Below are 26,281 nucleotides of genomic sequence, written 5' to 3' on the forward strand. Positions count from 1 at the left end.
GTCACCCCTCTTCCTGCAATGCTCGTATTATAGCCACATGTATCCAACTCCATGCAGGACAACAATGAATACATATAAAAATAGAAAAAGAGCTATTCCATTAGCAGCATCAGCTACTAGGGAACAGCTCTCTTCTTCAACAGTTAAGTCCATAATCAATAATTAGGTTGTACCTACTATACGAATTGCCAATTAGATGTATCCAACACTTGTCCAGGCTCCATCACAATTCCGTTAATCCCGAATTGCTTTAGCTTCTCAGCATAATCATGCCCATCTTGCTCAATAAGCGAGAAAGTATTGTAGTGAATAGGGACTACAACCTTAGCTTGCAACCATTGTGCTGCAAGCAGTGCGTCCGTAGGATCCATCGTAAAATGGCTACCAATCGGCAAAAAGGCGATATCCGGTGCATAGCGTTCCCCGATAAGTTTCATATCCGAGAACAAAGCCGTATCTCCTGCATGATATATCGTTACGCCCTCCATTTGAAGGACGAAGCCAGCTGGATTGCCTAAATATATGATCTGTCCATCCACAATAGCCGATGAACTGTGCAGAGCTGGTACCCATTTTAGATCTCCAAACGGGAATGAGGCCCCACCACCAATGTTCATAGGCACAACGGACTCTAGGCCTTGCAGAGATAAATAAGCTGCGAGTTCAACAATCGTAATGACTGTCGCATCGTTTCGCTTGGCTATATTGATCGCATCTCCAGTATGATCATCATGACCATGTGTCAAAAGAATCGTATCCGCCTTAATGGTTTCTGCAGATTCTACAGCGACAGGATTACCTGTCAAGAAAGGATCAACGAGTATGGAATGTTCTTGCCCAGTAATTTGAATGCATGCATGTCCATGAAATTTAATCTGCATCTCCCTGGTTCCCTCCAACATCTTCAATAGTTAGCTGCCTACTATCTAACTTCGCGAATAGAAGCTGGGTTTCCTCCTCCAAGCCATCTGTTTGCTCAAATTGAGCTGCCTCAGGCAGTTCTTCCAAGCTGGAAAGAGCAAAATAATCAAGAAACGCCTTTGTTGTACCATAAAGAATCGGACGCCCAATCGCCTCCGCACGGCCAACCTCTTCAATAAGATCTTTATTAACAAGCGTTTGAATCGCCCGATCAGACTTTACGCCACGCACTTCTTCTATCTCAACCCGGGTAATCGGCTGTCGATACGCTACGATCGATAAAGTCTCTAGCGCTGCTTGAGACAACGAAGCCCGAGCAGGAGAATATGCCATTTTTTCAAAATAAGGAACATGCTCAGGTAACGTCGCTAACTGATACATACCTGCGATCACGAGAACTTGAATACCGCGTTTATTTCGCTCAAAATCTCCTTTTAAATCTTGCACTGCTTCCTCAACGACTTCCACACGCTGTTCCGTTATTTCAGCCATTTGCTTGGTACTTAACCCTTCTTCTCCTGCCATAAACAGCAGGCCTTCAATAATCGACTTCAACTCTTGAAAGTTCATCTGTGTCCACCTCACCTTGCCATTGAATGACGATATCCTCAAATCGCTGATCTTGATGGCAGCGAATATGTTTTGTTTTCATTAACTCCAATAGCGCTAAGAAAGTGACAATAATCTCATGACGTGTCATTTCTGCACTTAATAGCTTGGAGAACATGACTTTGCTTCCTTTACCTGAAGGCTTAAGCATACCGACAATATCGCGTATCCGATCTTTAACGGATATTTCATCACGATGAATGGTTGCTACTTGCTCTCTGCGCTGAGACTTGCTGAGTGCTTTCTGGAACGCACGAACGAGATCCGCCACATGCAATCCTTCAACTGGATTAGCGGGAGCAGTCGGCAAATACGTACTTAAATCCTCGGCTTCTTTTGTGAAAATGAGACTTCTTACAGTTTCCTTCTCGCGCAAATGTTGAGCAATGCCCTTATATTTACGGTACTCGATCAGCTTGCGAATAAGCTCATCACGAGGATCTTCTTCTTCCTCTTCGTACTCGGGATAGTCTTCCCACTCCATAACAGGAGGTTTGGGCAGCAGCTGCTTGGACTTCATCGATAACAAAGTTGCCGCCATTACAAGGAACGCACTTGTAATTTCCAACTCCAACTCCTGCATACTTTGCAAATATTCCATATATTGATCAGTAATTTCGCTAATAGAGATGTCTTGAATATCAATTTCAGACTTGTCCACTAAGTGAAGCAACAGATCGAGCGGACCTTCGAAATGATCAAGCTTATATGTAACGGACACCCCGTAATTCCCCCTGAAAAACAAATGTAGTACCCTATTTAATATAGGGTACTACATTAACTAAGCACTATTTTAGCTGTTTCGTCAAGTTAGCCATCTCAATTGCAGTCGCTGCCGCTTCCCATCCTTTATTGCCTGCTTTTGTACCTGCTCGCTCAATCGCCTGCTCGATGGAATCCGTTGTGAGTACACCGAATATTGTAGGAACCCCAGTTTTCAAGCCTATTTGCGCAACTCCTTTTGCCACTTCACTGCACACATAGTCGAAATGCGGCGTAGAGCCCCGAATGACAGCCCCAAGTGTGATGATCGCATCATATTTTCCACTTTCCGCTAATTTTTGTGTAATTAATGGTATTTCAAATGCTCCAGGCACCCAAGCTATATCAATCTCTTCATCCTGCACTCCGTGGCGCTTCAACGCATCCAGCGCGCCTGAAACAAGCTTGGATACGATAAACTCATTGAATCTCCCAGCTACAACCCCGTATTTAAGACCTTCCGAAACGAGATGACCTTCAAAAATATGCGGCATAATAACAACCTCCGTTTATAATGGATACATCGTAAAAATGAGCAACTATAATATATAAATAGTTACAAGACATAAGACTTGGCTGCTTACATAACTGCGTTTCTTTCAAAACATTAGGACGAGTAGTCAAACAAATGTCCAAGCTTCTCTTGCTTTGTATGAAGATAACGACTATTCGATTTATTTTCCGGCATTTGCAGCGGGACTCTTTCCGCAATTTGCAGACCATATCCTTCTAGTCCAGTAATTTTTCTCGGATTATTGGTCATAAGTCGGATGCTTTGCACACCAAGATCCTTCAATATTTGTGCGCCAATCCCGTAATCTCTTAAATCTGCTGCAAACCCCAGCTTCGTATTCGCATCAACCGTGTCAAAGCCTTCTTCTTGCAAATTATAAGCTCGTAGCTTATTAATTAATCCAATCCCTCTGCCCTCTTGGCGCATATACAGCAGCACTCCACTGCCCGTTTGCTCGATATGATGCAAAGCTGCTGCCAACTGCGGTCCGCAGTCACAACGATGTGAATGGAAGATGTCCCCCGTTAAACATTCTGAATGTACACGCACAAGCACAGACTGAGAGGGATCAATTTCTCCCTTTACCATTGCAATATGCTCCTTATTGTCAACGGCATTCGTATAAGCAATCATGCGAAATTGTCCATATTCCGTCGGCATGCTTGTCTCGACCTCACGCTGGATTAGTTTTTCCTGCGAATGACGATATTGAATCAAATCCCGAATGCAAATTAGCTTCAGGCCATGCTTCTCTTTCAACTGAATTAAATCCAGCAGCCTTGCCATCGTTCCATCGTCATTCATAATCTCACAAATGACGCCAGCTGGAGCAGAACCACACATACGTGCCAGATCGACTGCAGCTTCTGTATGTCCGGCACGACGTAGCACTCCACCCTTTTTCGCTACTAGTGGGAAAATATGACCAGGACGTCTAAAATCGTCAGCCTTTGACGCAGGATCAATAAGTGCCTGTATCGTTAATGATCGTTCATATGCGGAAATGCCTGTCGTCGTGTTCATGTGATCGACCGAAATTGTGAACGCTGTACCGTGAAAATCGGTATTCTGGCTTACCATAGGAGGTAGATTTAGCTCCACGGCCCGTTCTGGCGTAATCGGAACACAAACGAGTCCACGCCCCTCTGTTATCATAAAATTAATGACGTCAGGCGCAGCCTTGTCTGCTAGCGCGATGAAATCTCCTTCATTTTCACGATCCTCATCATCTACTACAATAATGACTTTCCCTGCTTTCAAATCTTCGACTGCTGCTTCAATCGTATCGAAATAAAATGGCTCGCTCATGATCATTCCCCTCCTCAACTTACAGTACAGTTAAAAGAAACCATGCTCGGAAAGAAAACTCTCCGTCAATTTCGATGATTTCGAACTAGACTGTTCCGAATTAGCACCAAAACTATGATCGTTTGTACTTGCGAAGCGAAGTAGTTTTTCAACGTATTTGCCAAGTACGTCACATTCTACATTCACCGTATCACCCATCTTTTTATGGGCTAACGAGGTTTTGCTCAAAGTATGCGGAATAATCGAGACAGCAAAACTGCAATCATCCGCATGGATAAGCGTTAGACTAATACCATCTATCGCTATCGAACCTTTTGGAATCATATATCTCCCTATGCCCGAATGCTCTAGTTGGAATTCGAACACTACGGCATTCGCCTCAACTTGCCGATTCACAATAACTGCTGTTCCATCAACGTGCCCCTGAACAATATGCCCGCCAAATCGCCCATTAGCAGCCATCGCTCGTTCCAAATTGACAGATGCGCCTGGTTGCAGTTGTTTCAAATTCGTATGACGATACGTTTGCGGCATAACATCTGCATGGAACGAGGTGCCATGATGTGCTGTCACCGTCAAGCAAACGCCATTGACCGCAATGCTGTCACCGAGCTTCACCCCTTCGAGAATTTTGTTAGCACGGATGCAGAGTACCATTGCTTCTCCTTGCTTGCTTACCGAATGAAGTGTGCCAACTTCTTCAACTAAACCTGTGAACAAGCTGCATCCACCTCCTGCGTATCTCGTAATTCGCGTAATCTTCGGTTCAACGGACTACCGCTAATCATGACGTTGTCTCCGATCGTTTCCACTTGCAAATCCTCCAGCTGCATTGCATCTTGCATGCTTGCTGCACCTTCAAAAGTGAAGACAGATGGAGCCTCAGGATGACCAACAATTTTGGGAGCTATCATGAGCAGAACACGATCAATAAGTCCAGCTTTAAGCATAGCGCCATTCAACGTCCCTCCGCCTTCGAGCAAAATGGAACCGATCTCTTCCTCAGCGCAAAGCTTCATGGCTAGCGTAAGATCAACAACTGGTCCGTCATTCACTCTGATAACTCGTACTCCTTGCTCTTTTAGTGAGTATGCTGTACGCTCATCTGCTTGAGCAGTCGTAAGTACCCATGTTGGTACTGCGTTATCCTTCACAAGACGAGCATTCAATGGCAATCTTAGCTTGGAGTCCACAATGATTCGAATCGGATTCAGCGCTGGAACCGACAGACGAGTTGTTAGTGACGGATTATCCTGCAACACAGTCTCGATTCCAACCATAATCGCTTGATGGCGATGTCGCATCGCATGTACACGTTCACGAACATCTGCATTCGTAATCCATTGACTATCGCCCGTATGCGTCGCAATTTTCCCGTCCAGTGTGGAAGCCGTTTTCATCGTCACATACGGCATCTTCGTCAGTATAAACTTTGCAAACATCGTAATGAGCGATGCGGCTTCTTTCTGCAATACACTAACCGCCACTTCGATTCCATGGTCACGTAATGCCGTTAATCCACGGCCTGCAACTTGCGGATTAGGGTCAACACAGCCAACGACGACACGCTTAACGCCCGCTTCTATCAACCGCGAGCAGCATGGAGGCGTCTGGCCGTAATGGCTGCAAGGCTCCAGCGTTACATACGCAGTCGCCCCTCTTGCATGCTCACCCGCCATTTGCAAAGCATGCACTTCTGCATGCCCTTCGCCACGCATCAAATGCGCGCCCATACCCACAACACGGCCTCCATGGACGATGACGCAGCCTACAGGCGGATTGATGCTCGTCTGGCCAATCACACGCTCTGCCATTTGAATCGCTAATTGCATATAGAACTCATCATCAAGCCGCGGAATCATACAAACACCTCCTCTTCACAAAAATGTACGGACTAAACTTGCTGCTGTAGTTACGTGCAACCACAAACGAACAATGTAAAAAACCCCTCGGAACAATACTCCGAAGGGTCATTAGGTCGAATAATCAGGTATGTACTATCCTTCACATGAACGGCAAATGCTTGTCGGCAGCGATAAAACCACTTATAAGCATAAGCAAATAAACCGATGCCACTTTTACCTGCATAGAGCAAATAAACTGCATCTTTAGGTCAAAATGACCGTCATGTGAAATACAGCGCGTTGAAAATGAAATGCGTCCACGTCTGCTCCATCCCAATTGATATGACGACCAAACGTCATGACCAAATAAGAGCAAGCAGCAATCACACTCCACCTGTCCTGATATCCTTCTCCCATCCAGACTATACTGTCGGCTCTGGAGTTGCACCAGATCCACCGTCTACGGTATACAACCGCATCCGGGTCACGGACTAAGCATAAAGAGCAAATAACGCACTCTTTATTCATCACCGCCGGTTGGGACTTTCACCCGACCCCGAAGGATAAAACATATAAAATTGTGTTATTTCCGTACTGCAATACCATGCAGACTGGAAATAGACATCGACTATACAAGTCTTGCCATGTATGTTACACCCGCATTTCAAAAAATGCAATAGCCTCTCCACATATTGATATCAGCACTCCTAAAGAAATAGATGGATCAACGACAAAGAGCCCTAGCTACCCATTGCTTAAATCAATGGAAAACTAAGGCTCTGATTCACGTATTAACATGCATAAGTAGTTAATAGCAGTTAGTATTTCTTACTAACTTTTATAACTTTTATTAAGCTACCGTTACGGACTTCATTTTGTCACCTTGTTTGATTTGGTCAACAAGATCCATACCTTCTGATACTTGACCAAATACAGTGTGAACGCCATCCAAATGCGGGAATGGAGCATAGCAAATGAAGAACTGGCTTCCGCCTGTATCTTTACCTGCATGTGCCATAGACAATGCGCCGCGCACGTGCTTGTGCGAGTTACCAGCTGTCTCACATTTAATTGTGTAGCCAGGGCCGCCTGTGCCTGTACCGTGCGGACAACCACCTTGAGCTACGAAGTCTTTAATAACACGGTGGAACGTCAAACCGTTATAGAAACCTTCGTTAGCCAATTTCTCAAAGTTTGCAACTGTTCCTGGTGCTTCTTGATCGAAAAGTTCGATAACGACGTTTCCGCCTTTTTCTAGTTCAATTGTAGCTGTTTTCATATGTAAACATCCTTTCTTTATTGCGAATCTAAAACACAATGAAAATAGTATAGCATTTAAGCATCCAAGCCTCAACCCAAATAAACTGGATCAAAATTACGGTGATAGGTATAAGCAGCAATTAGCCTCGGTGTACATTGCCATACAGTATAAAAAGCCAGTCGAATCCAAACCGTACTCGACGATTTGGATAGCGACCAGCTTCTGGCTATACCTTAGACTTGAACAGCACTCTTCTTCTGAAGGCGAGCAGGGATAACATCTTTCCCTACAATATCCTGATGTGTTTCACGCTCTACTACTACATCAGCCTGACCTTCGTGCACAAACAAAACGGCAGGACGGCGGATACGGTTGTAGTTGTTTGCCATTGCATAGTTGTATGCACCTGTACATGAAACAGCAAGTAAATCATCTTGTTTTACTTTTGGCAAAGAAAGATCCCAAATGAGCATATCTCCGCTCTCGCAGCATTTTCCAGCAATAGATACAACTTCTTCAGCCGCATCAGTGGCACGGTTGGCAAGCACTGCTTCGTAACGGGACTCATATAGAGCAGGACGCGGGTTATCCGTCATACCACCATCTACTGCCACATATTTACGTACGCCAGGAATTTCTTTTACAGAACCTACCGTATACAGCGTTGTTCCTGCTTCACCGACGATACTACGACCTGGCTCTACCCAGATCTCAGGCAATGTTGGGCCAATGCCTGCAAAATGTTGTTTCACACCATCTGTAATCGCCTTAACGTAGTCGGATACAGCTAGTGGCGTATCTCCATCCACATAGCGAATACCAAACCCTCCGCCCAAGTTTACCACCTTGAACGTAGTGCCTGTCTGCTCTTTAATAGAACGAGCGAATTGAGCAACGCGTTCAACAGCCATTTGGAAACCTTGTACTTCAAAGATTTGCGAGCCGATATGAGAGTGAATACCAAGCAAATCAATATGATCCGCATTTGCCGCCTCTTGAACAGCTACAGCAGCCGTACCGTTACCTATATCAAAGCCAAACTTCGAATCTGTCTGACCTGTCGAAATATATTCATGCGTATGCGCTTCAACACCTGGTGTCACACGAAGCAGCACATTAACGCGAACGCCACGTTCCTTAGCAATCGCATTCAATAACTGAAGCTCATTGAAGTTGTCCACGACGAAGCAGCCAATTTGGGCGTCAATAGCCATTTCAATCTCTTCAGGAGTCTTGTTGTTACCGTGGAAATGGATGCGTTGTGCCGGAAATCCTGCCTGCAATGCCGTATACAGCTCTCCATCTGAAACGACATCAAGTGACAATCCTTCTTCTTCAGCAAGTCTACACATTGCCATAACACAGAAAGCCTTACTTGCATATGCCACTTGGAAAGTCAAGCCGGAAGCACGAAACGCTTCCATATATTGACGACAACGCTCACGAACAAGCGCCTCATCAACTATATATAGGGGTGTGCCGAACTGAGCTTTCAATGCGGTCACATCACAGCCACCAATCGTTAGATGCCCTTCATTATTGATCGTACTCGTTCCATGTAGATACATCGTTTTATTCCCCATTTCTACGCGATTTACTGGTTTTGGTACCATGATTATAGCAACTCTTGGTGTTGTTTACCAATGGACTAAATTGTGTTTCATTTGCATTTTATGCGATTTTATTTTTGGTTGTTACGCATTTTTGTCCGATCTTTTGGTTTGTTTAAGCTCGGTCTATCCTTGTTATTAAGCACAGGTTGACGAACAAAAATATTGAACATCGCCTTTGCATTAAATGGTATAAACGGCCACAGATAGGATGAGTTGTACGAACGATGCAACGTTAATACGATAATATATACCGTAATCCCTATAATCAAGCCATGTACCTTGAAAAGGGCAACTGCAACAAGCAAAATCAACCTGACCATACGGTTTGCTAGCGCCAGTTCATAACTCGGTGTTGCAAACATTCCTACAGCAGCAAAAGCCATATAGAGTATGACTTCATACACGAAAACACCTGTCTTTACAGCTATTTCTCCAAGCAGGATTGCAGCCACCAACGTCATCGCTGTCGCTAACGGAGTCGGCGTATGAATGGAAGCCATCCTCATTAAGTCAACCCCAAATTCCGCAAGAATAAATTGCAGAAGGAGAGGCAGCTTACCCGTTTCTTGTGGACCAAGTATTTGGAGATAAGCCGGCTTTAAGCCTGGGTCCATCACTAACAGCAACCAGATCGGAAGCAAAAACAATGATGCAAATATACCCAAAAATCTGATCCAGCGCAAGTAGGTACCCATAAATGGCGTCTGGCGATTCTCTTCTGCGTGCTGACAAAGATCAAAAAATGTCGTAGGCATTATCATGACAGAAGGAGAAGTATCCACCAGAATAACCACACTTCCGTCCAAAAGATGATCGGCAACGACATCAGGTCGTTCGGAGTAACGAACAAGCGGATAAGGATTCCATCCCTTCTGAATGATTGCTTCCTCCAGCTGTTTATCCGCTAACGGAAGCCCGTAAATATCGACTGACTGTATTTTCTTTCGTATCGACTCTACAAGACGGATGTCTGCAATATCATCGATATAAAGAATGGACACATCAGTTTGTGTTCGGCGCCCAACTTGCATAATTTCTACCTTCAATCCAGGATCACGAACTCTTCGCCGCACAAGTGCCACGTTCGTCAGCAGTGTCTCGGTAAATCCATCTCTTGCTCCTCGTACCACTTTTTCCAATGAAGGCTCATCTGGTCCACGCGCGGGATAGTTACGGGTATCTAGCACAATAGAAGTAGATTCCTGCTCTATGTAGAATACGCTGTAACCTTGGAATACTTTGTTTATAGTCTGACTCATTGAAGTCATAAGCTCAACTTGAATATGCGGAATGTAGAGGTCAAAAAAAGCTCTAAGTGCATCTGCGCTTATTTGCTTCTCATCCAACATACTCAGCCGTGCCAGTACAATTTGCATAATATTGTCTTTTGCAAAGCCGGATACAAAGAAATAACCAAATTTACGGCCTGCAAATGTCATTTCGCGGAAAACGAGATCGAATGATTCGCCTAGCCCCGAGACATCCTTTAACGTCCCTTTTACCTCTTCGATATCGGTCGGAATCTTATCATCGCCTTGCCAATACTTTACCGATTCCACCAAGCTGTTGGAATACTCTTGCTTGCGCTTCCTAGCATGCTCTGGACTCTCCTTACCAACAGGACTGCCTGCAGTTCGATCTGGAATTTGATTTGATGCATCATTTTCACCCGATTCCCGCTCCTGATCCCCCTGTTCTTCAGGAGATTCTGACTCATTTCGTTCTTCAGCGTTTGATGAATCCTGGTCATCAGCACCTATATCTTGCTGCTCTGTATCACGTGTATCAGCCACCGTTTTCCCTCCTTCTTACCTTCAACTTCACATTTACCTAGATCGAGATCTAGATGGACATTCCTTAGTATGGAACAGAAGGAAGAAGTTCATGAATGTATGCTGCAATAATTACTATCGATCACAAAAAAACAACCGTTCTTCCCACTGAAGGAAAGAAACGGCTGCTAATTTGTGCATATCGCTCAACTTATTCACTTGTAAAATTTGTATGTTCTTTACTGAGCGATTTGGGACTTAATGGTCTGCAATATTTTTTTCTCCAACCTTGACACCTGCACTTGAGAAATGCCAAGACGACTCGCAACCTCAGATTGCGTCTGATCTTTGAAGTATCTTAAATACACGATAAGACGTTCTCGCTCATTTAAGCCCTCAATCGCCTCATTAAGAGCGAGCTTATCAAACCATTTCTCCTGTGACTCATCTGCGATCTGGTCCATTAGCGTTATCGGATCGCCATCATTCTCGAATACCGTCTCATGGATAGAGGTCGGCGGTTTGTTCGCCTCCTGGGCAAATACAACCTCTTCCGGAGAAACCCCGAGCTCTTCCGCCACTTCCTTAATCGTCGGCAGTCTATTAAACCTCTTGGACAGCTCGTCCTTCGTCTTACGGACTTTGTTAGCCATTTCCTTAAGGGAACGACTGACCTTAAGTGTTCCGTCATCACGCAAAAAGCGTTGAATTTCCCCAATGATCATCGGTACGGCATAAGTCGAGAACTTCACATCGTAAGATAGATCGAACTTATCCACTGATTTCAACAAACCAATGCATCCGATCTGGAACAAATCCTCAGGCTCATATCCACGGTTCATAAAACGCTGCACGACAGACCATACGAGCCGAATATTACAATTTACCAACGTCTCACGAGCCAGACTATCACCAGATTGGCTGAGCGCAATGAGACGTTTTACTTCTGCGTCGTCTAAGTAGCCGGGTGATGATTGTCTCATATCGGCCTCCATTGCTCCAACCACTAGTTATAGAGCGCTTTTTTGGATTCAATCCGCTTTTTCATACGGATCGTTGTTCCTGTACCAGGTTCGCTATTCACTTCAAATTCATCCATGAAATTTTCCATAATGGTAAAGCCCATACCTGAGCGTTCCATGTCTGGTTTGGACGTATACAACGGCTGACGAGCCATTTCGAGATCTTCAATTCCATTGCCTTCATCCGAAACATAAATCGTTACTTCTTCCCCTACGATTTCAGCAGAAATCGTTACGACTCCGCTTGGATTATTGTCGTATCCATGAATAATAGAGTTCGTAACCGCTTCCGAGATTACCGTTTTCAAGTCTGTCAACTCGTCCATTGTAGGATCCAACTGAGATACAAATGCCGCAACTGTAACACGGGCAAATGCTTCATTCTCGGACCTGCTGGCAAATTGCAGTTTCATGTGATTCATGGTAGACAGCTCATTCATGATACGACCTCCAGACCAGTAAGTGCTGTGTGCTCACTATCATAAACGTTCATAATCTTAAACAAGCCAGACAGCTCAAACAGTCGCCGAACTGCAGGATTCATATCGCAGACGACCATTTTTCCGCCTTTTCCTTTAAGCAACTTGTAGCGCCCCAATATGACACCAAGTCCGGAACTGTCCATAAAAGAAAGCTCCTTCAAACTTAGGATGACATGATTGATCTGACCACGCTGAATCGCTTCGTCCAACTGAACACGCACCAACTCTGCAGTATGATGATCCAATTCTCCCTTTAGGCGGGTTATTAGAACATTGCGCTGATGCTCAAGCTCTACATGCAAATTCATGCTTTCACTCTCCTCCCACATTGCCGAACCTTTTCGTTGCCGAAACCTCTAATTCCTGCTAGGTGACAAAACTAGAACTTCCCCATCAATCATTGACAAAAAACAACTTAGAAGTTGCCCGTTTAAGCAGTGTCCACCAGCCAGCTTTCGCAATATCGCGGTCTGATTCGACAGGAATTTCACGAATGACTTGTTCTCCCTGATAGACGACAATTTTCCCTATCGATTGTCCCTTGGCAATAGGTGCAGATAAAGATTCAGGTGCAGACAACTCGAAGCGAACTTTGTCTTTGCTAGCCCCTTTTTTAAGCAGCAGATGATACGGTTGCTCAGCTTTCAGCTCCAGCTTGGACTGCATGCCCTTCTCGATCTGAATTTCTCCAATGCGATCCCCTTTTTTAAGAAGAGGAACATTCATATATTGAGCAAATGCGTAATCGAACATTTGTGTCACTTCTGCATTGCGTGTCTTCGTATTTGGCTCACCTAACACGACCGCAACAACACGCAAATTATCTCGCTTCGCAGTTGCAGACAAACAATATTTAGCTTCTGATGTGTAACCTGTCTTCAGCCCGTCAGCACCGCTATAGAACCGAACTAGTTTATTGGTATTGACCAGCCAAAATTTCTTTTCTGTATGTTGTCGCAAATAGTCCTCGTATGCTCCTGTAAACTTCGTTACTTCAGGATATTTCAATAGCTCACGAGACATAATCGCAATATCTTGTGCTGAAGTATAGTGGTTGTTAGCTGGCAAACCATTGCAATTCACGAAATGGGTATTATTCATCCCGAGCTTCTTTGCCTTCTCATTCATGAGCTGTACAAATGCTTGCTCGGAACCTGCTATCTTCTCTGCAATCGCTACTGAGGCATCATTTCCAGAAGCCATTGCAATTCCTTTGAGAATATCGCGAACGCTCATTTCTTCCCCAGGCTCTAAAAAGATTTGGGACCCACCCATTGAAGCGGCATATTCGCTTGTCGAAACTTTATCATCCCATTTTATTTTCCCATCCTGTATAGCTTCCATAGCTAGCAGCATCGTCATAATCTTTGTAATGCTTGCAGGAGGCAGGCGATCATTGCTGTTTTTCTCATAAATGATAGTTCCAGTATCTGCATCCATAAGCACGGCAGAACGAGCATTTGATGCAAGCTGTACAGCATCCGTACTTGTTGAGACTTCCGTAATTGGGGTTGTAACTGCTGCTTGATTCTCATTCGTATTTATAGGCGGCAGATCAAGCCCATACACTGCTGATGATCCTGTCAGAAATAATGTTCCACACAATGTGATACAGACAAAGATCTGCATCGTTCGGCTTTTACGACTCAAGTCGTTTCCCTCCTCATTGATTGAATCCACTCTCGACTCTCTATAACTGCATAAGATTATGTATGCACACTCTCGCAAAACGAACGGTTGCCATTCATAGCGATCACGAATGTAAGAGAGAGAAAGAATGCCTTTTCACATTGTCGACCTCTTACGCCTAAAATATTCCACACATAAAAAAAAGCACAGTACGCTCGAGGCGCAACTGTGCTTTTTTCCCCTATTATCTAGTTTTGGACGATTTTTTACGAACAACACGAGTAAACTCCGAGTTGAGTACACGATGCGTAGGATTCAAGTTGCCTCCCGCTGTTTTACCGAATACACCTAGAAGCGCGCTGCGGCCAGTGATTTTGATTTCTACCTCAAATTGCAAAACATTGCGGCTCAAGTTAACAGAAAGAAAGTCAGATGAGCCTGGAGAAAGGGTCACGGAATCTCTTGTAATAAGCTTTTTCTTACCGTTTAGCCTAAATACAGACACCTCAGCTTTAACCTGACCAGTACCATTGTTAAGAACTTTTGCAATTACAGTGGCGGAACGATTGTTTGCCGCATTTTCTAGTGGACCTGTCGAAAATGTCCTAGTAGTAGAAGTAGTAGTAGTAGCTGCTCCTGCGGTCTCACTATTACTGCTGAATCCCATATAAACAACTCCTTTATGTTTTATCTATCTATAAGATGCAGCAGCAATGTTTTTGGAAAGGTACATTCGTCGAAAGGTACATTCACCTTACTAGATTGAACAGGTTCAAGTACGGTTTAACAATTCCAGCAGGATCAGCAGATTACAAACTAACATTTTATGTATATGCATAATTATACATGCACTGTATTGTAATAAAGCGTTTTATTCATGGAAAATACAGAGTCTCTATGTCTATTACTGCCTTATAAAACATTGAATTATAGGGATCTATAAAGATTTCTTTTGTACTCATATAAAAAATTTCATTCACACAACTAGTAAGTTTACAAGTTGACCCGACGCATATTTATGATAAAATACAAGAAAATATTTAGATAGTGCAAATGAAAGGACCTATTTCTAGGAATCCTTTCAAAAAACTTACACCATTGAAAAATAAGTAATTTGGAGGAGAACCATGACTATTACATCAACAGCAGTTAAGCAAGAGACATTGAATCCTTACGAGATTGTACAAAGGCAAATCGAAATTGCTGCATCTCACTTGAATCTTCCTCAGCAAGAGATTGAATTTCTTAAACGTCCTATGCGTGTGCTCACTGTTAACTTTGCAGTAAAGATGGATGATGGATCTGTAAAAGTATTTGAAGGGTATCGTTCGCAGCATAATGATGCAATCGGACCAACAAAAGGCGGAATTCGTTTCCATCCGGATGTAACACTCGATGAAGTAAAAGCTTTGTCGATGTGGATGAGCTTCAAATGTGGGGTTGTCAGCTTGCCATACGGCGGTGGTAAAGGCGGGGTCATCTGCAATCCTGCTGAGATGAGCAAAGGTGAATTAGAACGTCTCAGCCGTGGATTCATGGAAGCAATCGCTGACTTCGTGGGACCTGACAAAGACATCCCAGCTCCTGACGTTTATACGAACGCTCAAGTCATGGCTTGGATGGTCGATACTTACAGCAAAAAGAAAGGCTCCTTCCAACCTGGCGTCATTACAGGTAAACCGATTATTCTCGGCGGCTCCAAAGGTCGTAATGAAGCTACGGCTCGAGGCTGCGTATTTACGATTCTTGAAGCTCTTGAAGAGCTGGGCAAGAAGCCAGGTGAAGCAACTGTTGCTATTCAAGGATACGGCAATGCAGGCCGTATCGCTGCAGAACTTTTGACTGAGCTTGGATTTACGATCGTTGCAGTTAGCGATTCGAAGGGTGCTATTTACAATGCGAACGGCCTAGACTTAGATGCAGTCAATGCATGTAAAGATGTTGGCTCATTGGCTAACTATGATAAAAAGTATCAAATCAACGCCGACAGCATTCTTGAGTTAGATGTAGACGTTCTTATCCCTGCCGCATTAGAGAATGTGATTACTTCTGTTAATGCTGCAAATGTTAAAGCCAAAATTGTTGCGGAAGCAGCAAACGGTCCTACTACCCCTGAAGCTGACCAAATCTTGAGTGAAAAAGGAGTCTTGGTCATTCCTGATATCCTTGCCAACGCGGGCGGAGTAACCGTATCCTACTTCGAATGGGTTCAAAACTTGATGAGCTTCTATTGGAGCGAAGAAGAAGTCAATGAGAAGCTTCAAGTGAAGATGGTAGAAGCTTACCGTGAAGTTCGTTTCTTAGCTAAAGAACATCAAACGGATCTGCGTACAGCTGCGTTTATGATTTCTATTAAACGCATCGCAGAAGCTATGCGCATTCGCGGCTGGGTATAATAAATAGGAATAAATAAGAAAGCTGCTTATTCCCGTTGAGGGAACAAGCAGCTTTTCATTTAGCTATTTTCAAAGAGTGGACTATACAAAACGTTGCACGCCATCCTTCGTTACGATTGCATAAACAAGCGGCTTCTCTTCAACTGGCTCAGCAGACAACTGATAAGCCTGGATAATACGCTGTTTGGATTCTTCCACACGTGATTCATCGTTCACATGCAGGATTGCCAGCACATCGCCCTTCTTCACTTCATCAGCTACTTTTTTGCGAAGGTCAAGCCCTACAGCCAAATCGATGACACTTTCCTTCGTCTCACGACCAGCACCTAGCAGCATAGCTGCAATTCCAATGCTCTCTGCTTCAATGCTGGACACGTAGCCATCATTTTCAGCAAGCACTTCTATACGTTTAGCTGCATGTGGAAGCTTAGCTGTATCTTCAACCATGCTCACATCGCCGCCTTGCGCTTGTACAAGCTGCTTCAGGCGCTCGAATGCAGAACCGTCTGCAATTGTTTTCTCGAGAATCTCACGAGCCTCTTCCGTAGTGGAAGCTTGTTTGCCTAGCACGACCATGTGAGAACCAAGAATCATAGACAATTCATGCAAATCCTCAGGGCCCTTGCCATGCAACGTTGCAATCGCTTCCTCAACTTCAAGACCATTACCAATTAGATGCCCTAACGGTTGATCCATATCAGAAATAATCGCAACTGTATCACGACCTACTTCTGTTCCGATATCAACCATCGCTTGTGCAAGTGCAATGGAATCGTCAAGCGTCTTCATAAACGCACCGCTGCCTGTCTTAACATCAAGTACAATCGCATCTGCACCAGCAGCAATCTTCTTACTCATAACAGAGCTTGCGATAAGCGGAATCGATTCTACTGTTGCTGTTACGTCACGCAATGCATACAGCTTCTTATCAGCTGGTGTGATATTGCCACTCTGACCGATCAAGGATACACCAATTTCATTCACTTGATTAATGAACGTTTCACGCGGAAGTTCAACTTGGTAACCTGCAATCGCTTCCAACTTGTCTATCGTTCCACCTGTATGTCCAAGCCCGCGTCCTGACATTTTTGCTACAGGAACACCTGCTGCCGCAACCATTGGCGCAAGAATTAAAGTTGTTTTGTCGCCTACACCGCCAGTAGAGTGCTTGTCAACTTTGACACCAGCAATTGGACTCAAGTCAATCTGATCACCAGACTTCGCCATTTCCAATGTCAATTGTGCAGTTTCCTTAGCGCTCATGCCTTGGAAATAGATAGCCATAGCCCATGCTGCTACTTGATAGTCAGGAACGTTCCCTTCACTATATCCACGCACCATAAATGTAATTTCTTCTGGTGTAAGTTCCTTACCTTCACGCTTTTTCTGAATAATGTCTACTGCTCTCATGTTTAATTCCTCCTACCTGAGGTTATTCTTGTTGTTCATTTGCACTAGTTGTATAATAACCTCGGCAATTACATTGCAGGTATGATATCTAGCACTAGTCCCAGGAATTGTTCTTTAACTTGCTCTGCTGTTTCCATAACCTCTTCATGAGAAAGTGGCTGATCAAGGATTCCAGCTGCCATATTGCTAATACAAGATATTCCAAGCACTTCAAGGCCAGCATGTCTTGCTACGATAACCTCCGACACGGTTGACATGCCTACCGCATCAGCTCCAAGTGTACGCATCATTCGAATTTCGGCAGGCGTCTCATAATTCGGTCCTAACAGGCCGACATAGACACCTTCCTGGAACGTAAAGGAATGACGCGCGGCAACTTCTTTAGCGACGGCGCGCAAGCGCTTACTATAAGCTTCCGACATATCAGGAAAACGAACGCCAAATTGTTCATCATTCGGACCTATTAACGGATTACGTGCAGTTAAGTTCAAATGATCGCTAATAAGCATCAAATCCCCTGGACGATACTCCGTATTAATGCCTCCCGCCGCATTTGTTACAAGCAGCTGCTTAACACCGACCGCTTTCATGACACGTACTGGGAATGCAGTAAGCTCAGGACCGTATCCTTCATAGATATGAAAGCGACCTTTCATCATCATAACGGTGCGTCCGCGAATCGTTCCAATTAAGAGCTCGCCAGCATGCCCTTCTACTGTTGACTTCGGAAAATGCGGAATATCTTCATAAGCAATTGTAGTCGGGTTCTCAACTAAAGTGCTGAGAACCCCCAATCCTGACCCGAGAATCAAACCAATCTCAGGTTTATGGGAAGTACGGCTATGTATATACGCTGCCGCTTCCTGCACTTGGTTATACGTTACTGCTGAATTCATAACTTACATCCTCCTTAATATGATATCAAGGAGCTGGATGCAATCTCATGATGTTTATTCTTATAGCTCCGACAAAAAGCTTGTTCCGATCTCTGGAAGCTTCGCTCCAAAGTTATCAGCTACTGTAGCGCCCAAGTCCGCAAATGTTGCACGGATTCCAAGCGAGCGGCCTGGCTCAATCGATGGGCTGTATACCAACAAAGGTACATATTCACGAGTATGATCCGTTCCCGGATGAATCGGGTCATTCCCGTGGTCAGCTGTAATAATAAGCAAGTCATCAGGACCTGTCATTTCCAATAATTTTGGAACAGCAGCATCGAATTCTTCCAACGCGCCTGCATAGCCTTCTGGATCACGACGATGTCCGAACAAGGAATCGAAGTCAACCAGATTCGTGAACAATAGCCCTTCGAAAGATTGTCCCATCAAATCGATCGTCGTTTCAATACCGTGTGCGTTGCTCTTCGTTGGGTAAGAAGCAGTAATACCTTCGCCACTGAAAATATCGTTAATTTTGCCGACGGATATAACGTCTTTGCCAACATCCTTAAGCGCATCCAATACAGTTGGTGACGGCGGGGATACCGCGTAGTCATGACGGTTAGGTGTACGCTTAAAGTTGCCTGGAGTACCGACATATGGTCTAGCAATTACGCGACCAACCATAAATTCTTCCTGCAGCGTAAGCTCGCGAGCAATTTCACAAGCACGGTACAATTCATCTAGCGGGATGATTTCTTCATGAGCTGCAAGCTGGAATACACTGTCAGCTGATGTGTAAACGATCCAGCTGCCAGTCTTCATTTGCTCTTCGCCATACTGATCCAATACTTCAGTACCAGAAGCAGGCTTGTTGCAAAGCACCTTACGGCCTGTTTTTTCTTCAAATTGACGAAGCAATGCTTCTGGGAAACCATCTGGGTATGTTTGGAATGGAGTTGTAATGTTAAGACCCATCAACTCCCAATGACCTGTCATTGTATCTTTACCAACTGAGATTTCGGCCATTTTACCATATACGCCTGTTGGAGCATCCACAGGCTTCAACGTGCCCAGATCAGCAATGGAACCCATGCCAAGTTGATTCATGTGTGGAATCTTTACAGCAGGAACACGTTCGATAATATGACCTAGTGTATGCGAGCCTTTATCGCCAAAAGATTCAGCATCAGGAAGCTCACCAATACCGACACTATCCAACACGATAACGGTTACTTTTTTGAATTTGCGTGACATCGTACCACTCCTCTTTGTGTCTTTGCTATTGTGCTTAGGGCACGTCATGCTCATACGCAATATAGCAGCTTACTTATTTTTCTTAGCTCTCGGATGAGCAGATGAATATACTTCCTTCATATTTGGCTTCTCAGGAAGTGACGCGTAACGCTGTGTCGTTGCGGCATCCGCATGGCCAAGCAGTTCTTGTACAACACGAATATCAGCCCCATTGTTCAATAAATGAACAGCAAAAGTCTGACGAAGCATTTGCAAAGTCAGCTCTGGCATATCTGGTATTTGTGTTGCATACGTGCGAAGACGCTTCCAGAACCCTTGTCGAGTCATCCGCTGTCCATGGCGATTTAGAAATAGAGCTTGTCCCTCTTGCGTATTATCTCCAGATGACTGGGACTGCAAGTCTTCTCTGCTCTTCTCTAAATAAAGTCGAATCGCTTCAATGGCTACTTCCCCTAGTGGAACAACGCGCTCCTTGCGATTCATCACACAACGAACAAATCCCAATTGCAAATTCACATCCGTTATGTTCAAATCCAGCAGCTCAGATACACGGGCACCTGTCCCATAAAGCGTTTCCAGCATCGCACGATCTCGAATTCCTTGCGGTGTGTGCAGCGAAGGCGCTTCCAACAGCCTGCTAACTTGCTCAACCGACAGCACCGTTAACTGCTTAGGGTCGCTTTTGGGAACTTCAAGATCCATTGTGGGATCTTTGCTGGCTTCCCCTTCCCGAATCAAATAACGATAGAAAGCACGAAGAGCGGCCTTATGTCTCGTAATCGTCGACGCAGCCCGTCCTTGCCTTCTTAGCCAACTTACATAATGAAATAAATGTACAGGAAGCACTTCGTTTGCCTGCTCGATACCTTCAGCTGACAAGTGACGAACAAAAGATTGAATATCCCGCTCGTATGCATCTTTCGTATGAGGGGATATTTGACGTTCGTCGGTTAGATACTGCATATATTGCGCCATTTGTCGTTCCAACGTCGTCTTCATGTTCGTCAATCTCCTTCTCTTACACTTTAACACCATTTATGGACGACTTCCACCACAAAGAAGGCAATATTAACTGCCGTTATTCTCCAAGCCAGTAATACAACTTTAAACGTTCGCGAAATTGTTCGGGTTCCATATCCAATTCCACATTAGGATGGAATACTTTTACTGCGCGACCTTGCGGCTCACGGTATTTATTCACCGGAGCGATCCACGCCGAAACAACACCAAGCAATTGCACCACTACGTACGTAGCCAAGAAGAAAATGACAATAAATCTTAAGCGCTGCATAAAAGAGCGAATCGATACAATCAACGTCTACACACCTTTCTAGAATGGATTGACAAACACCACAACGAAAATTCCGAACCATTTTCATCTATCATAATCAACGTATGTCCACTCTAGATTGGTTATAACCCATTGTGTATAAATGTGCATGTAAACAGGCTCACCTGAATCGGTCACTGTTCATAAAATAGGAGACCAGACAGCATCGTGAGAGGAGCTACGTCATGCGATCGTTATCCGCTTATATGAAGGCCCATATTCAATCCCAGCCTCATAAATACAGTGTTCGTAAAATGATTGTGTGCCGCAATCGTGAAGCTTATGAGAATTGGCTGCATGAGCTTCATAAGCAGGGCATTACTCCCCTGAAGCAGATCCCTTCTGCTCTCACCATATGTTGTCATATGAATCCCGATAAAGAGCTCCATACATCAAGTTACCATCCGAGCATCCGTAAGGTAGAAACAGATAGGCTGGTTCGTATTCATCGTTGGTCGAAAGGATGGGTACGGTCATCCACCTCTTCACCCGGAGCCTATTCGCCTACATTCACTTCTAAGTCGATGAAAGAGGTTAAAGTCAAACTTCCACAAATCCCGTGGAACATTCACGCCATAGAAGCCCCGAAAGTTTGGAAGCAGACAAAGGGAGAAGGCATTAAGATTGCAATCATTGACACGGGAATATCAGAACATTCTAACTTAAAAATTGCTGGCGGCATAAATATGATTAATCGGCTTGAATCCTATGAGGACGACAACGGTCACGGAACTCATGTTGCTGGTATAGCTGCCGCAATCGGGCATCAAAAAATGCCATTTGGTGTAGCTCCGGATATTCAATTGTATGGCATAAAAGCCCTTGATAATACCGGTACGGGCTATGTATCCGACATTATAGACGCGATCGAATGGTGTATTCAGCAACGAATCCATATCATTAATATGAGCCTTGGGTTGGACGATCCTAGTGACGTCCTTCGTCGCGCTATCATCAAAGCCAATCAAAGAGGAATTATTGTGGTTGCTTCTGCTGGAAACGATGGGCCAGATACCCTATCTGTAGATGAGCCAGCAAAGTATCCGGAAACGATCGCTGTCGCTGCAATGAACGCTAAATATGAAGTTGCATCCTTCAGCAGCAGAGGCAAAGAAGTAGATGTTATAGCTCCAGGAGAGCTTATCATTTCAACGAACAACAAAAATGGCTTCGCTATCGAATCCGGGACATCAATGGCAGCTCCGCATGTTGCTGGTGCAGTTGCATTGTTACTGTCATTGCATGGGGCATTAAATCCTGATGATGTGCGAAGATTGTTGATGAACACGGCTGAACCGTTGAAAAATACAAATGAACGCTCTCAAGGCAGCGGCCTTATTCAAACGATGAAAGCGATCCAATCAACACCTCAATATGCAACAGCCAGCGGACGTTCTTTCTCAAGAAGAGTGACAACTGCCTACAAGCTAGAAGCTGCACGTTCAACAAAAGGAAAGCCAAATTACTCACGTCCCATTTTCGGAATCGCTTTGTCCAAGAATATGAAAGCCAGGGCTAAAGCAAGTGCGAATGTAAATTCGAAAGACAAAACAGACAAAGTAAACAAAGCAAACGGTCAAGCTAAACGAGAAAAAGTAATAAAAAAGCAGGGACAGTCAACTAAACTAAGCACGAAAAGAAAATCTCCTCTCATTCGGAAGCAACATGGTTTCTCCTGTCCGGTGAGAAAACAAACGAAGTCTCAATCGACTCGTAAACTGCGTTATCGTAAATGAACATGAGCTACCAACGAAAAAGGGCTGCCCTAGTCATTGTACATGACTTATCGGACAGCCCCTTGCTAATAAGCGGATATAATTGTTGTGTAACAGCAGTTGCATATTCTAAATACATGAACTACTGTTGTGGTTTAGATTCCTTCTCCTGACATTTATTACAAATGCCCTGGAAATCCAAACGATGATCGAGTACATGGAAATTGTATTCTTGTGCTAACCGCTCTTCCAACGGTCCCAGCCAGTCATCCAAAATTTCTTGCATCGTACCGCACTGCACGCAGATCAAGTGATGGTGATGATGCTTGTTGCTATCGCCGCGCAAATCGTAGCGAGCAACTCCATCTCCAAAGTTCAACTTCTGTACCACATGCAATTCACTAAGAAGCTCTAACGTACGGTAAACGGTGGCAAGACCGATTTCGGGAGCTTTCTCCTTGACAAGCATGAAGACATCCTCTGCACTTAAATGGTCCTCTTCATTCTCGAGCAGCACGCGTACAGTCGCTTCACGCTGCGGTGTCAGCTTATATCCTTGGGATTGCAGTTGTTGTTTAATAGTATCAATCCGCGACTCCATGGTCTCCCCCCTTGCCGCCTATCCGCAATTCAACTCACTTCTATTATTATAGGGGGACTATCTAATCAGTGTCAAATTATTTACGAGATCTTTAAAGCACTTTCGACATCCATTATCGTCGAAGACATCCAATTCATAAGATAAGGACTCACCCACGTCATAATAACGGCAACTACCATCATTCCTATACATACCCCGGCTTGTGTCGTTAAGTAATCAAGAAACGGCTTTTTTAAAGAACGCATCTTCGGCACGAACAGCCTGTCCTTCATCACATGTATAGCAAAAGAAAGGGCAGATACGCTTGCTATAAGCATAAGCGGGATGGCTATCATATTGTGGGGAGCCACACCAAGCAGGGCAGCGAACATCCCTTTCCATGAAAATTGGCTGACTAATGTTCCCACCGTAAATCCAATAAACATGCCTTTTGCAAAGTCAAGAATCAAAATAAGAGGAAACCCCACAATTGAGATGCCTAGCACGGCAATGAGCAATATCCACCGCCAATACATCCAGAGTGAAGACCAGAATTCAGCGCTGTCAGCAGAATCGCCTGCTGTTAAAAATATTTGCTCCAATTGACGCGATAGCTCCTCTTGTTGGTCATACGTTAACGAGTTGACCAATAAAGCACCGAACACAACGCCTACGACAAATATAAGTGAGACGAACACGTATAAATATAAATGTTTCTTTATATCTGGCATGATTGCTAACAAGGCCAACGTCCCCTTTCTCCATGCGGAAAGCTTGTCCGCTTTGACGTTTGCTCCATGTATATGCAAGTTCTTGCCAGAATATGATGATGCGAAATATTTATTCTTGCGTGTTCATGACTCCCCCATACGTTCCTCCACCACCACTTCTAAGCTCTAGCGTCCCTGTGCGTGCGGCATGAATCAAATATGCTATTTTGTCACCTACGACAGCACGAAGGTCATCTAAGCTTGCTCGATGCAAAATATTCATTTCCGTACCGAAACGCTCCAGCATCTTCCTCATCGTGCTTGGTCCAACTCCAGGTAAGTATTCTAACGGAACCTAATGAATATACGGAGTATGATCAGGCCTTACAGCCTCTTCTACACTTCGGTCTGCAATAGATGAAATCCGATCGAACACCCCACCGATGACTATTTTACTGCCGCACGTTGGACAGAGACGAGATAAATGATCTTCTTCTAATAAAAAGTGGCCATTGCCACAGGTTGTGCGATGATACTTTCCAAGACGCGGATTAAGACCATAATTCGATGCAACACTGCGACCTTCCTGTTTGCGAAGCACTTTGCACCATTCTGCAAAATTTGGTTCTGCCATTCTAAACGCATTGTACTCCCTGCCAATTTTCGATAGCGAGTGTGCATCTGAGTTCGTTAATAGCGGAAACGGATCGAGTTCCGAAATACGAGCTGCCATGTCACGATCTGCGCTTAGACCAACTTCTACAGCATCGACAAGCTGCATATCCAGCACTTCTTCCATGCGGTCCGTACAGCTGCCGTATATGCTTTTGTGCGGTGTGAAAATATGTGCGGGGACGAAAACTCCCCCGTAGGCAGCAACTTCCTGCTGCAGCTGCTCTGCCTCGACATAAATTCGCTGAGTGGACAAATGGATATTACGCATATGTGCAGACATCCACTGAGAAAAGCGCTTCATCGCTTCAAGGCTAGGCATGTAGCAGAGTACATGCGCCGTACCTTTTCCGCTAGGCTTAATCTCAATTTCACTCCCCAATAAGATGGTCGTATTTTTATATCGAATCCCACCTTGCGGGAGTTCCTCCATTTCACCTTGAGCGATTAAGCGATCGATATCAGCTAGCACACCTGGTGATTGCGCATCAATAATCCCAATTAAGTCTATGCCTTTACGATCCGCCGCTTCACGCGAAATCGCCTCGAAAGTTAAATTTCTGCTGGCACTTATCTTAACAGGTCGTCCCTCCGAAGTTGCTCCAATATGAACATGCAGATCAGCGTAGTATGTACTAAGATTAAGACTTATCTTTTCACTCACAATGGCCACTGTCCCGTTAGCTTCTTAATTTGCCATGCATAAACTGCACTTATCGTCTTTGCATCACTAATGCGCCCCGCTCGAATTGCTTCGAAAGCTTCATCCAACGTTAGTGCAGTGACTTCAAGAAACTCATCCTCATCCGTCTGCATCGAACCTTGCACAAGCTGCTCAGCAACAAATAGATGAATGATTTCATCTGCAAAACCAGGTGAAGTATAAAAAGAAGTTAGCGGAATTAGAGACTCTGCTTGATTACCGGTCTCTTCCTCCAATTCCCTTTTTGCTGCTGCCTCAGGCAGCTCGCCTGCATCAAGTTTACCCGCAGGTATTTCGACTTGAGACTTCCCTAGCGGCTTGCGGTACTGTTCGACAACAATCATTTTGTCGTCACGAATCGCAAGTACAGCAACAGCACCTGGATGCTTTACAATTTCACGAGTAGCTGTCGATCCATCAGGCAAAGACACCGTATCTACTTGCAAAGAAATCACTTTTCCATCGAATATTTTCTTCGTCTCTATCGTCACTTCTTCAAAGAGTTTACCCACTTCATATTGATTCGAATGATTCATTCTCTTCATCTCCTTATCCATCTTCGTCTAATAATCTATTATTTTTCACATATACACGCATACTATTACATACAAATTATATCAGATGACCTTCATTAACACGATGGAAGACAAGGAGCTGAGATGAAGCAATGAAACAATTTCGTACGAATAAACAATTGTGGCTTTCCGGTAAGGGATACGATATAAATGCAACGTTACGACGCATGATGATGAAAGAAGGCAAAGACGCAAAAATATCAGATATACTAAATAAACCGCAAAGAAAATAACGGTTTAACCAGCTTCGTTTACATCTCTTCACACATTTGCATACACGAAGTGAAACACCGTATACAAAGTTTTACAACAAAATGA

Annotated in this window: 28 protein-coding genes and 1 riboswitch; of the genes, 3 read left to right on the top strand and 25 right to left on the bottom strand. The window is 44.3% G+C overall.

From position 1 onward, the window contains the following. Positions 1-176 precede the first annotated feature (176 nt). The 15 genes from NQ117_RS04845 to NQ117_RS04915 form a co-directional block, all read right to left on the bottom strand. Positions 177-881 carry a metal-dependent hydrolase gene (locus tag NQ117_RS04845; protein ID WP_258276854.1) on the bottom strand — a complete coding sequence of 235 codons (705 nt, stop codon included), beginning with the start codon at positions 879-881 and terminating at the stop codon, positions 177-179. Beyond that, positions 871-1,491 (bottom strand): SMC-Scp complex subunit ScpB, encoded by a 621-nt coding sequence (gene scpB / locus NQ117_RS04850; RefSeq protein ID WP_258276855.1) that lies wholly within the window; start codon positions 1,489-1,491, stop codon positions 871-873. The genes NQ117_RS04845 and scpB overlap by 11 nt, the downstream gene beginning before the upstream one ends. Then, positions 1,460-2,251 (bottom strand): segregation and condensation protein A, encoded by a 792-nt coding sequence (locus NQ117_RS04855; protein ID WP_258276856.1) that lies wholly within the window; start codon positions 2,249-2,251, stop codon positions 1,460-1,462. Before NQ117_RS04855 ends, scpB begins: the two co-directional genes overlap by 32 nt. Positions 2,252-2,318: 67 nt before the next feature. Continuing rightward, positions 2,319-2,786 carry a 6,7-dimethyl-8-ribityllumazine synthase gene (gene ribH, locus NQ117_RS04860; RefSeq protein ID WP_258276857.1) on the bottom strand — a complete coding sequence of 156 codons (468 nt, stop codon included), beginning with the start codon at positions 2,784-2,786 and terminating at the stop codon, positions 2,319-2,321. Between the two features lie 113 nt (positions 2,787-2,899). Then, the gene (locus tag NQ117_RS04865) at positions 2,900-4,114 is read right to left on the bottom strand and encodes a bifunctional 3,4-dihydroxy-2-butanone-4-phosphate synthase/GTP cyclohydrolase II (RefSeq protein ID WP_258276858.1); all 1,215 of its coding nucleotides are present in this window, start codon (positions 4,112-4,114) and stop codon (positions 2,900-2,902) included. 30 nt (positions 4,115-4,144) lie between these two features. Continuing rightward, positions 4,145-4,834 (bottom strand): riboflavin synthase, encoded by a 690-nt coding sequence (gene ribE, locus NQ117_RS04870; protein ID WP_258276859.1) that lies wholly within the window; start codon positions 4,832-4,834, stop codon positions 4,145-4,147. After that, entirely contained in the window at positions 4,819-5,976 is a 1,158-nt protein-coding gene (gene ribD / locus NQ117_RS04875; RefSeq protein WP_258276860.1) for a bifunctional diaminohydroxyphosphoribosylaminopyrimidine deaminase/5-amino-6-(5-phosphoribosylamino)uracil reductase RibD, read from the bottom strand. Before ribD ends, ribE begins: the two co-directional genes overlap by 16 nt. Positions 5,977-6,359: 383 nt before the next feature. After that, positions 6,360-6,526: riboswitch (FMN riboswitch) on the bottom strand. A gap of 282 nt (positions 6,527-6,808) precedes the next feature. Continuing rightward, positions 6,809-7,237 (bottom strand): peptidylprolyl isomerase, encoded by a 429-nt coding sequence (locus NQ117_RS04880; protein WP_258276861.1) that lies wholly within the window; start codon positions 7,235-7,237, stop codon positions 6,809-6,811. A gap of 215 nt (positions 7,238-7,452) precedes the next feature. Continuing rightward, positions 7,453-8,787 carry a diaminopimelate decarboxylase gene (lysA, locus tag NQ117_RS04885; protein WP_258278174.1) on the bottom strand — a complete coding sequence of 445 codons (1,335 nt, stop codon included), beginning with the start codon at positions 8,785-8,787 and terminating at the stop codon, positions 7,453-7,455. 113 nt (positions 8,788-8,900) lie between these two features. Continuing rightward, positions 8,901-10,478, bottom strand: coding sequence for a spore germination protein (locus NQ117_RS04890; protein ID WP_258278175.1), 1,578 nt, complete (start codon positions 10,476-10,478; stop codon positions 8,901-8,903). A 365-nt stretch (positions 10,479-10,843) separates the two neighbouring features. Beyond that, positions 10,844-11,599 (bottom strand): RNA polymerase sporulation sigma factor SigF, encoded by a 756-nt coding sequence (gene sigF, locus NQ117_RS04895; protein ID WP_258276862.1) that lies wholly within the window; start codon positions 11,597-11,599, stop codon positions 10,844-10,846. A gap of 11 nt (positions 11,600-11,610) precedes the next feature. Continuing rightward, the gene (gene spoIIAB / locus NQ117_RS04900) at positions 11,611-12,066 is read right to left on the bottom strand and encodes an anti-sigma F factor (protein ID WP_258276863.1); all 456 of its coding nucleotides are present in this window, start codon (positions 12,064-12,066) and stop codon (positions 11,611-11,613) included. Beyond that, entirely contained in the window at positions 12,063-12,416 is a 354-nt protein-coding gene (gene spoIIAA, locus NQ117_RS04905) for an anti-sigma F factor antagonist (RefSeq protein ID WP_258276864.1), read from the bottom strand. Before spoIIAA ends, spoIIAB begins: the two co-directional genes overlap by 4 nt. An 85-nt stretch (positions 12,417-12,501) precedes the next feature. After that, positions 12,502-13,737: a D-alanyl-D-alanine carboxypeptidase family protein gene (locus NQ117_RS04910; RefSeq protein WP_258278176.1), complete on the bottom strand. Its 1,236-nt coding sequence runs from the start codon at positions 13,735-13,737 to the stop codon at positions 12,502-12,504. A gap of 244 nt (positions 13,738-13,981) precedes the next feature. Then, the gene (locus NQ117_RS04915; RefSeq protein WP_258276865.1) at positions 13,982-14,404 is read right to left on the bottom strand and encodes a hypothetical protein; all 423 of its coding nucleotides are present in this window, start codon (positions 14,402-14,404) and stop codon (positions 13,982-13,984) included. 460 nt (positions 14,405-14,864) lie between these two features. Between NQ117_RS04915 and NQ117_RS04920 the strand changes: the two genes are divergently transcribed. After that, complete coding sequence (locus NQ117_RS04920) at positions 14,865-16,133, top strand: Glu/Leu/Phe/Val family dehydrogenase (RefSeq protein ID WP_258276866.1); 1,269 nt, start codon at positions 14,865-14,867, stop codon at positions 16,131-16,133. A gap of 81 nt (positions 16,134-16,214) precedes the next feature. Here NQ117_RS04920 and NQ117_RS04925 read toward each other — a convergent pair whose 3' ends face one another. The 5 genes from NQ117_RS04925 to NQ117_RS04945 all read right to left on the bottom strand — a co-directional run bounded on the left by NQ117_RS04925 (position 16,215) and on the right by NQ117_RS04945 (position 20,993). Continuing rightward, positions 16,215-17,543 (bottom strand): pyrimidine-nucleoside phosphorylase, encoded by a 1,329-nt coding sequence (locus NQ117_RS04925; RefSeq protein WP_258276867.1) that lies wholly within the window; start codon positions 17,541-17,543, stop codon positions 16,215-16,217. Positions 17,544-17,611: 68 nt separating this feature from the next. Beyond that, complete coding sequence (locus NQ117_RS04930; protein WP_258276868.1) at positions 17,612-18,439, bottom strand: purine-nucleoside phosphorylase; 828 nt, start codon at positions 18,437-18,439, stop codon at positions 17,612-17,614. A gap of 60 nt (positions 18,440-18,499) precedes the next feature. Continuing rightward, a complete protein-coding gene (gene deoB / locus NQ117_RS04935) occupies positions 18,500-19,678 on the bottom strand; it encodes a phosphopentomutase (protein WP_258276869.1) in 1,179 nt (392 codons plus the stop codon). 69 nt (positions 19,679-19,747) lie between these two features. Next, positions 19,748-20,677 carry a tyrosine recombinase gene (locus tag NQ117_RS04940; protein WP_258276870.1) on the bottom strand — a complete coding sequence of 310 codons (930 nt, stop codon included), beginning with the start codon at positions 20,675-20,677 and terminating at the stop codon, positions 19,748-19,750. 79 nt (positions 20,678-20,756) lie between these two features. Beyond that, on the bottom strand, positions 20,757-20,993 hold the full coding sequence (locus NQ117_RS04945; protein ID WP_258276871.1) for a YqzK family protein: 237 nt from the start codon (positions 20,991-20,993) through the stop codon (positions 20,757-20,759). A 200-nt stretch (positions 20,994-21,193) separates the two neighbouring features. On the opposite strand from NQ117_RS04945, the gene NQ117_RS04950 reads away from it, so the two are divergent. Continuing rightward, complete coding sequence (locus NQ117_RS04950) at positions 21,194-22,744, top strand: S8 family peptidase (RefSeq protein WP_258276872.1); 1,551 nt, start codon at positions 21,194-21,196, stop codon at positions 22,742-22,744. Between the two features lie 121 nt (positions 22,745-22,865). Here the strand turns inward: NQ117_RS04950 and fur are convergent, their stop codons facing one another. The 5 genes from fur to NQ117_RS04970 form a co-directional block, all read right to left on the bottom strand. Then, the gene (gene fur / locus NQ117_RS04955) at positions 22,866-23,324 is read right to left on the bottom strand and encodes a ferric iron uptake transcriptional regulator (protein WP_258276873.1); all 459 of its coding nucleotides are present in this window, start codon (positions 23,322-23,324) and stop codon (positions 22,866-22,868) included. Positions 23,325-23,404: 80 nt separating this feature from the next. Further along, the gene (gene spoIIM / locus NQ117_RS04960) at positions 23,405-24,046 is read right to left on the bottom strand and encodes a stage II sporulation protein M (RefSeq protein WP_258276874.1); all 642 of its coding nucleotides are present in this window, start codon (positions 24,044-24,046) and stop codon (positions 23,405-23,407) included. A gap of 97 nt (positions 24,047-24,143) precedes the next feature. Next, complete coding sequence (locus NQ117_RS24020) at positions 24,144-24,329, bottom strand: hypothetical protein (protein ID WP_309137850.1); 186 nt, start codon at positions 24,327-24,329, stop codon at positions 24,144-24,146. A 39-nt stretch (positions 24,330-24,368) separates the two neighbouring features. Continuing rightward, a complete protein-coding gene (locus tag NQ117_RS04965) occupies positions 24,369-25,349 on the bottom strand; it encodes an endonuclease Q family protein (protein ID WP_309137851.1) in 981 nt (326 codons plus the stop codon). Beyond that, on the bottom strand, positions 25,346-25,924 hold the full coding sequence (locus tag NQ117_RS04970) for an NUDIX domain-containing protein (RefSeq protein WP_258276875.1): 579 nt from the start codon (positions 25,922-25,924) through the stop codon (positions 25,346-25,348). The genes NQ117_RS04965 and NQ117_RS04970 overlap by 4 nt, the downstream gene beginning before the upstream one ends. Positions 25,925-26,055: 131 nt before the next feature. Here NQ117_RS04970 and NQ117_RS04975 point away from each other — a divergent pair, with 131 nt between their 5' ends. Beyond that, positions 26,056-26,196, top strand: coding sequence for a hypothetical protein (locus tag NQ117_RS04975; protein ID WP_258276876.1), 141 nt, complete (start codon positions 26,056-26,058; stop codon positions 26,194-26,196). Positions 26,197-26,281 lie beyond the last annotated feature (85 nt).

Source organism: Paenibacillus sp. SC116, from assembly GCF_024733555.1.
In the GTDB taxonomy this organism is placed as follows: domain Bacteria; phylum Bacillota; class Bacilli; order Paenibacillales; family Paenibacillaceae; genus Paenibacillus_B.

Bases quoted from the DNA above. Each gene is read 5' to 3' on its own strand.
- NQ117_RS04970 (WP_258276875.1), bottom strand. From the start codon at position 25,924: ATGAATCATTCGAATCAATATGAAGTGGGTAAACTCTTTGAAGAAGTG.
- NQ117_RS04930 (WP_258276868.1), bottom strand. From the start codon at position 18,439: ATGAATTCAGCAGTAACGTATAACCAAGTGCAGGAAGCGGCAGCGTAT.
- ribD (WP_258276860.1), bottom strand. From the start codon at position 5,976: ATGATTCCGCGGCTTGATGATGAGTTCTATATGCAATTAGCGATTCAA.
- NQ117_RS04910 (WP_258278176.1), bottom strand. From the start codon at position 13,737: ATGCAGATCTTTGTCTGTATCACATTGTGTGGAACATTATTTCTGACA.
- NQ117_RS04915 (WP_258276865.1), bottom strand. From the start codon at position 14,404: ATGGGATTCAGCAGTAATAGTGAGACCGCAGGAGCAGCTACTACTACT.
- NQ117_RS04940 (WP_258276870.1), bottom strand. From the start codon at position 20,677: ATGAAGACGACGTTGGAACGACAAATGGCGCAATATATGCAGTATCTA.
- spoIIAB (WP_258276863.1), bottom strand. From the start codon at position 12,066: ATGAATGAGCTGTCTACCATGAATCACATGAAACTGCAATTTGCCAGC.
- NQ117_RS04865 (WP_258276858.1), bottom strand. From the start codon at position 4,114: ATGAGCGAGCCATTTTATTTCGATACGATTGAAGCAGCAGTCGAAGAT.
- NQ117_RS04880 (WP_258276861.1), bottom strand. From the start codon at position 7,237: ATGAAAACAGCTACAATTGAACTAGAAAAAGGCGGAAACGTCGTTATC.
- scpB (WP_258276855.1), bottom strand. From the start codon at position 1,491: ATGAACTTTCAAGAGTTGAAGTCGATTATTGAAGGCCTGCTGTTTATG.
- NQ117_RS24020 (WP_309137850.1), bottom strand. From the start codon at position 24,329: ATGAGGAAGATGCTGGAGCGTTTCGGTACGGAAATGAATATTTTGCAT.
- NQ117_RS04975 (WP_258276876.1), top strand. From the start codon at position 26,056: ATGAAACAATTTCGTACGAATAAACAATTGTGGCTTTCCGGTAAGGGA.
- NQ117_RS04920 (WP_258276866.1), top strand. From the start codon at position 14,865: ATGACTATTACATCAACAGCAGTTAAGCAAGAGACATTGAATCCTTAC.
- NQ117_RS04845 (WP_258276854.1), bottom strand. From the start codon at position 881: ATGCAGATTAAATTTCATGGACATGCATGCATTCAAATTACTGGGCAA.
- NQ117_RS04950 (WP_258276872.1), top strand. From the start codon at position 21,194: ATGCGATCGTTATCCGCTTATATGAAGGCCCATATTCAATCCCAGCCT.
- spoIIAA (WP_258276864.1), bottom strand. From the start codon at position 12,416: ATGAATTTGCATGTAGAGCTTGAGCATCAGCGCAATGTTCTAATAACC.
- NQ117_RS04925 (WP_258276867.1), bottom strand. From the start codon at position 17,543: ATGAGAGCAGTAGACATTATTCAGAAAAAGCGTGAAGGTAAGGAACTT.
- fur (WP_258276873.1), bottom strand. From the start codon at position 23,324: ATGGAGTCGCGGATTGATACTATTAAACAACAACTGCAATCCCAAGGA.
- ribH (WP_258276857.1), bottom strand. From the start codon at position 2,786: ATGCCGCATATTTTTGAAGGTCATCTCGTTTCGGAAGGTCTTAAATAC.
- sigF (WP_258276862.1), bottom strand. From the start codon at position 11,599: ATGGAGGCCGATATGAGACAATCATCACCCGGCTACTTAGACGACGCA.
- deoB (WP_258276869.1), bottom strand. From the start codon at position 19,678: ATGTCACGCAAATTCAAAAAAGTAACCGTTATCGTGTTGGATAGTGTC.
- lysA (WP_258278174.1), bottom strand. From the start codon at position 8,787: ATGTATCTACATGGAACGAGTACGATCAATAATGAAGGGCATCTAACG.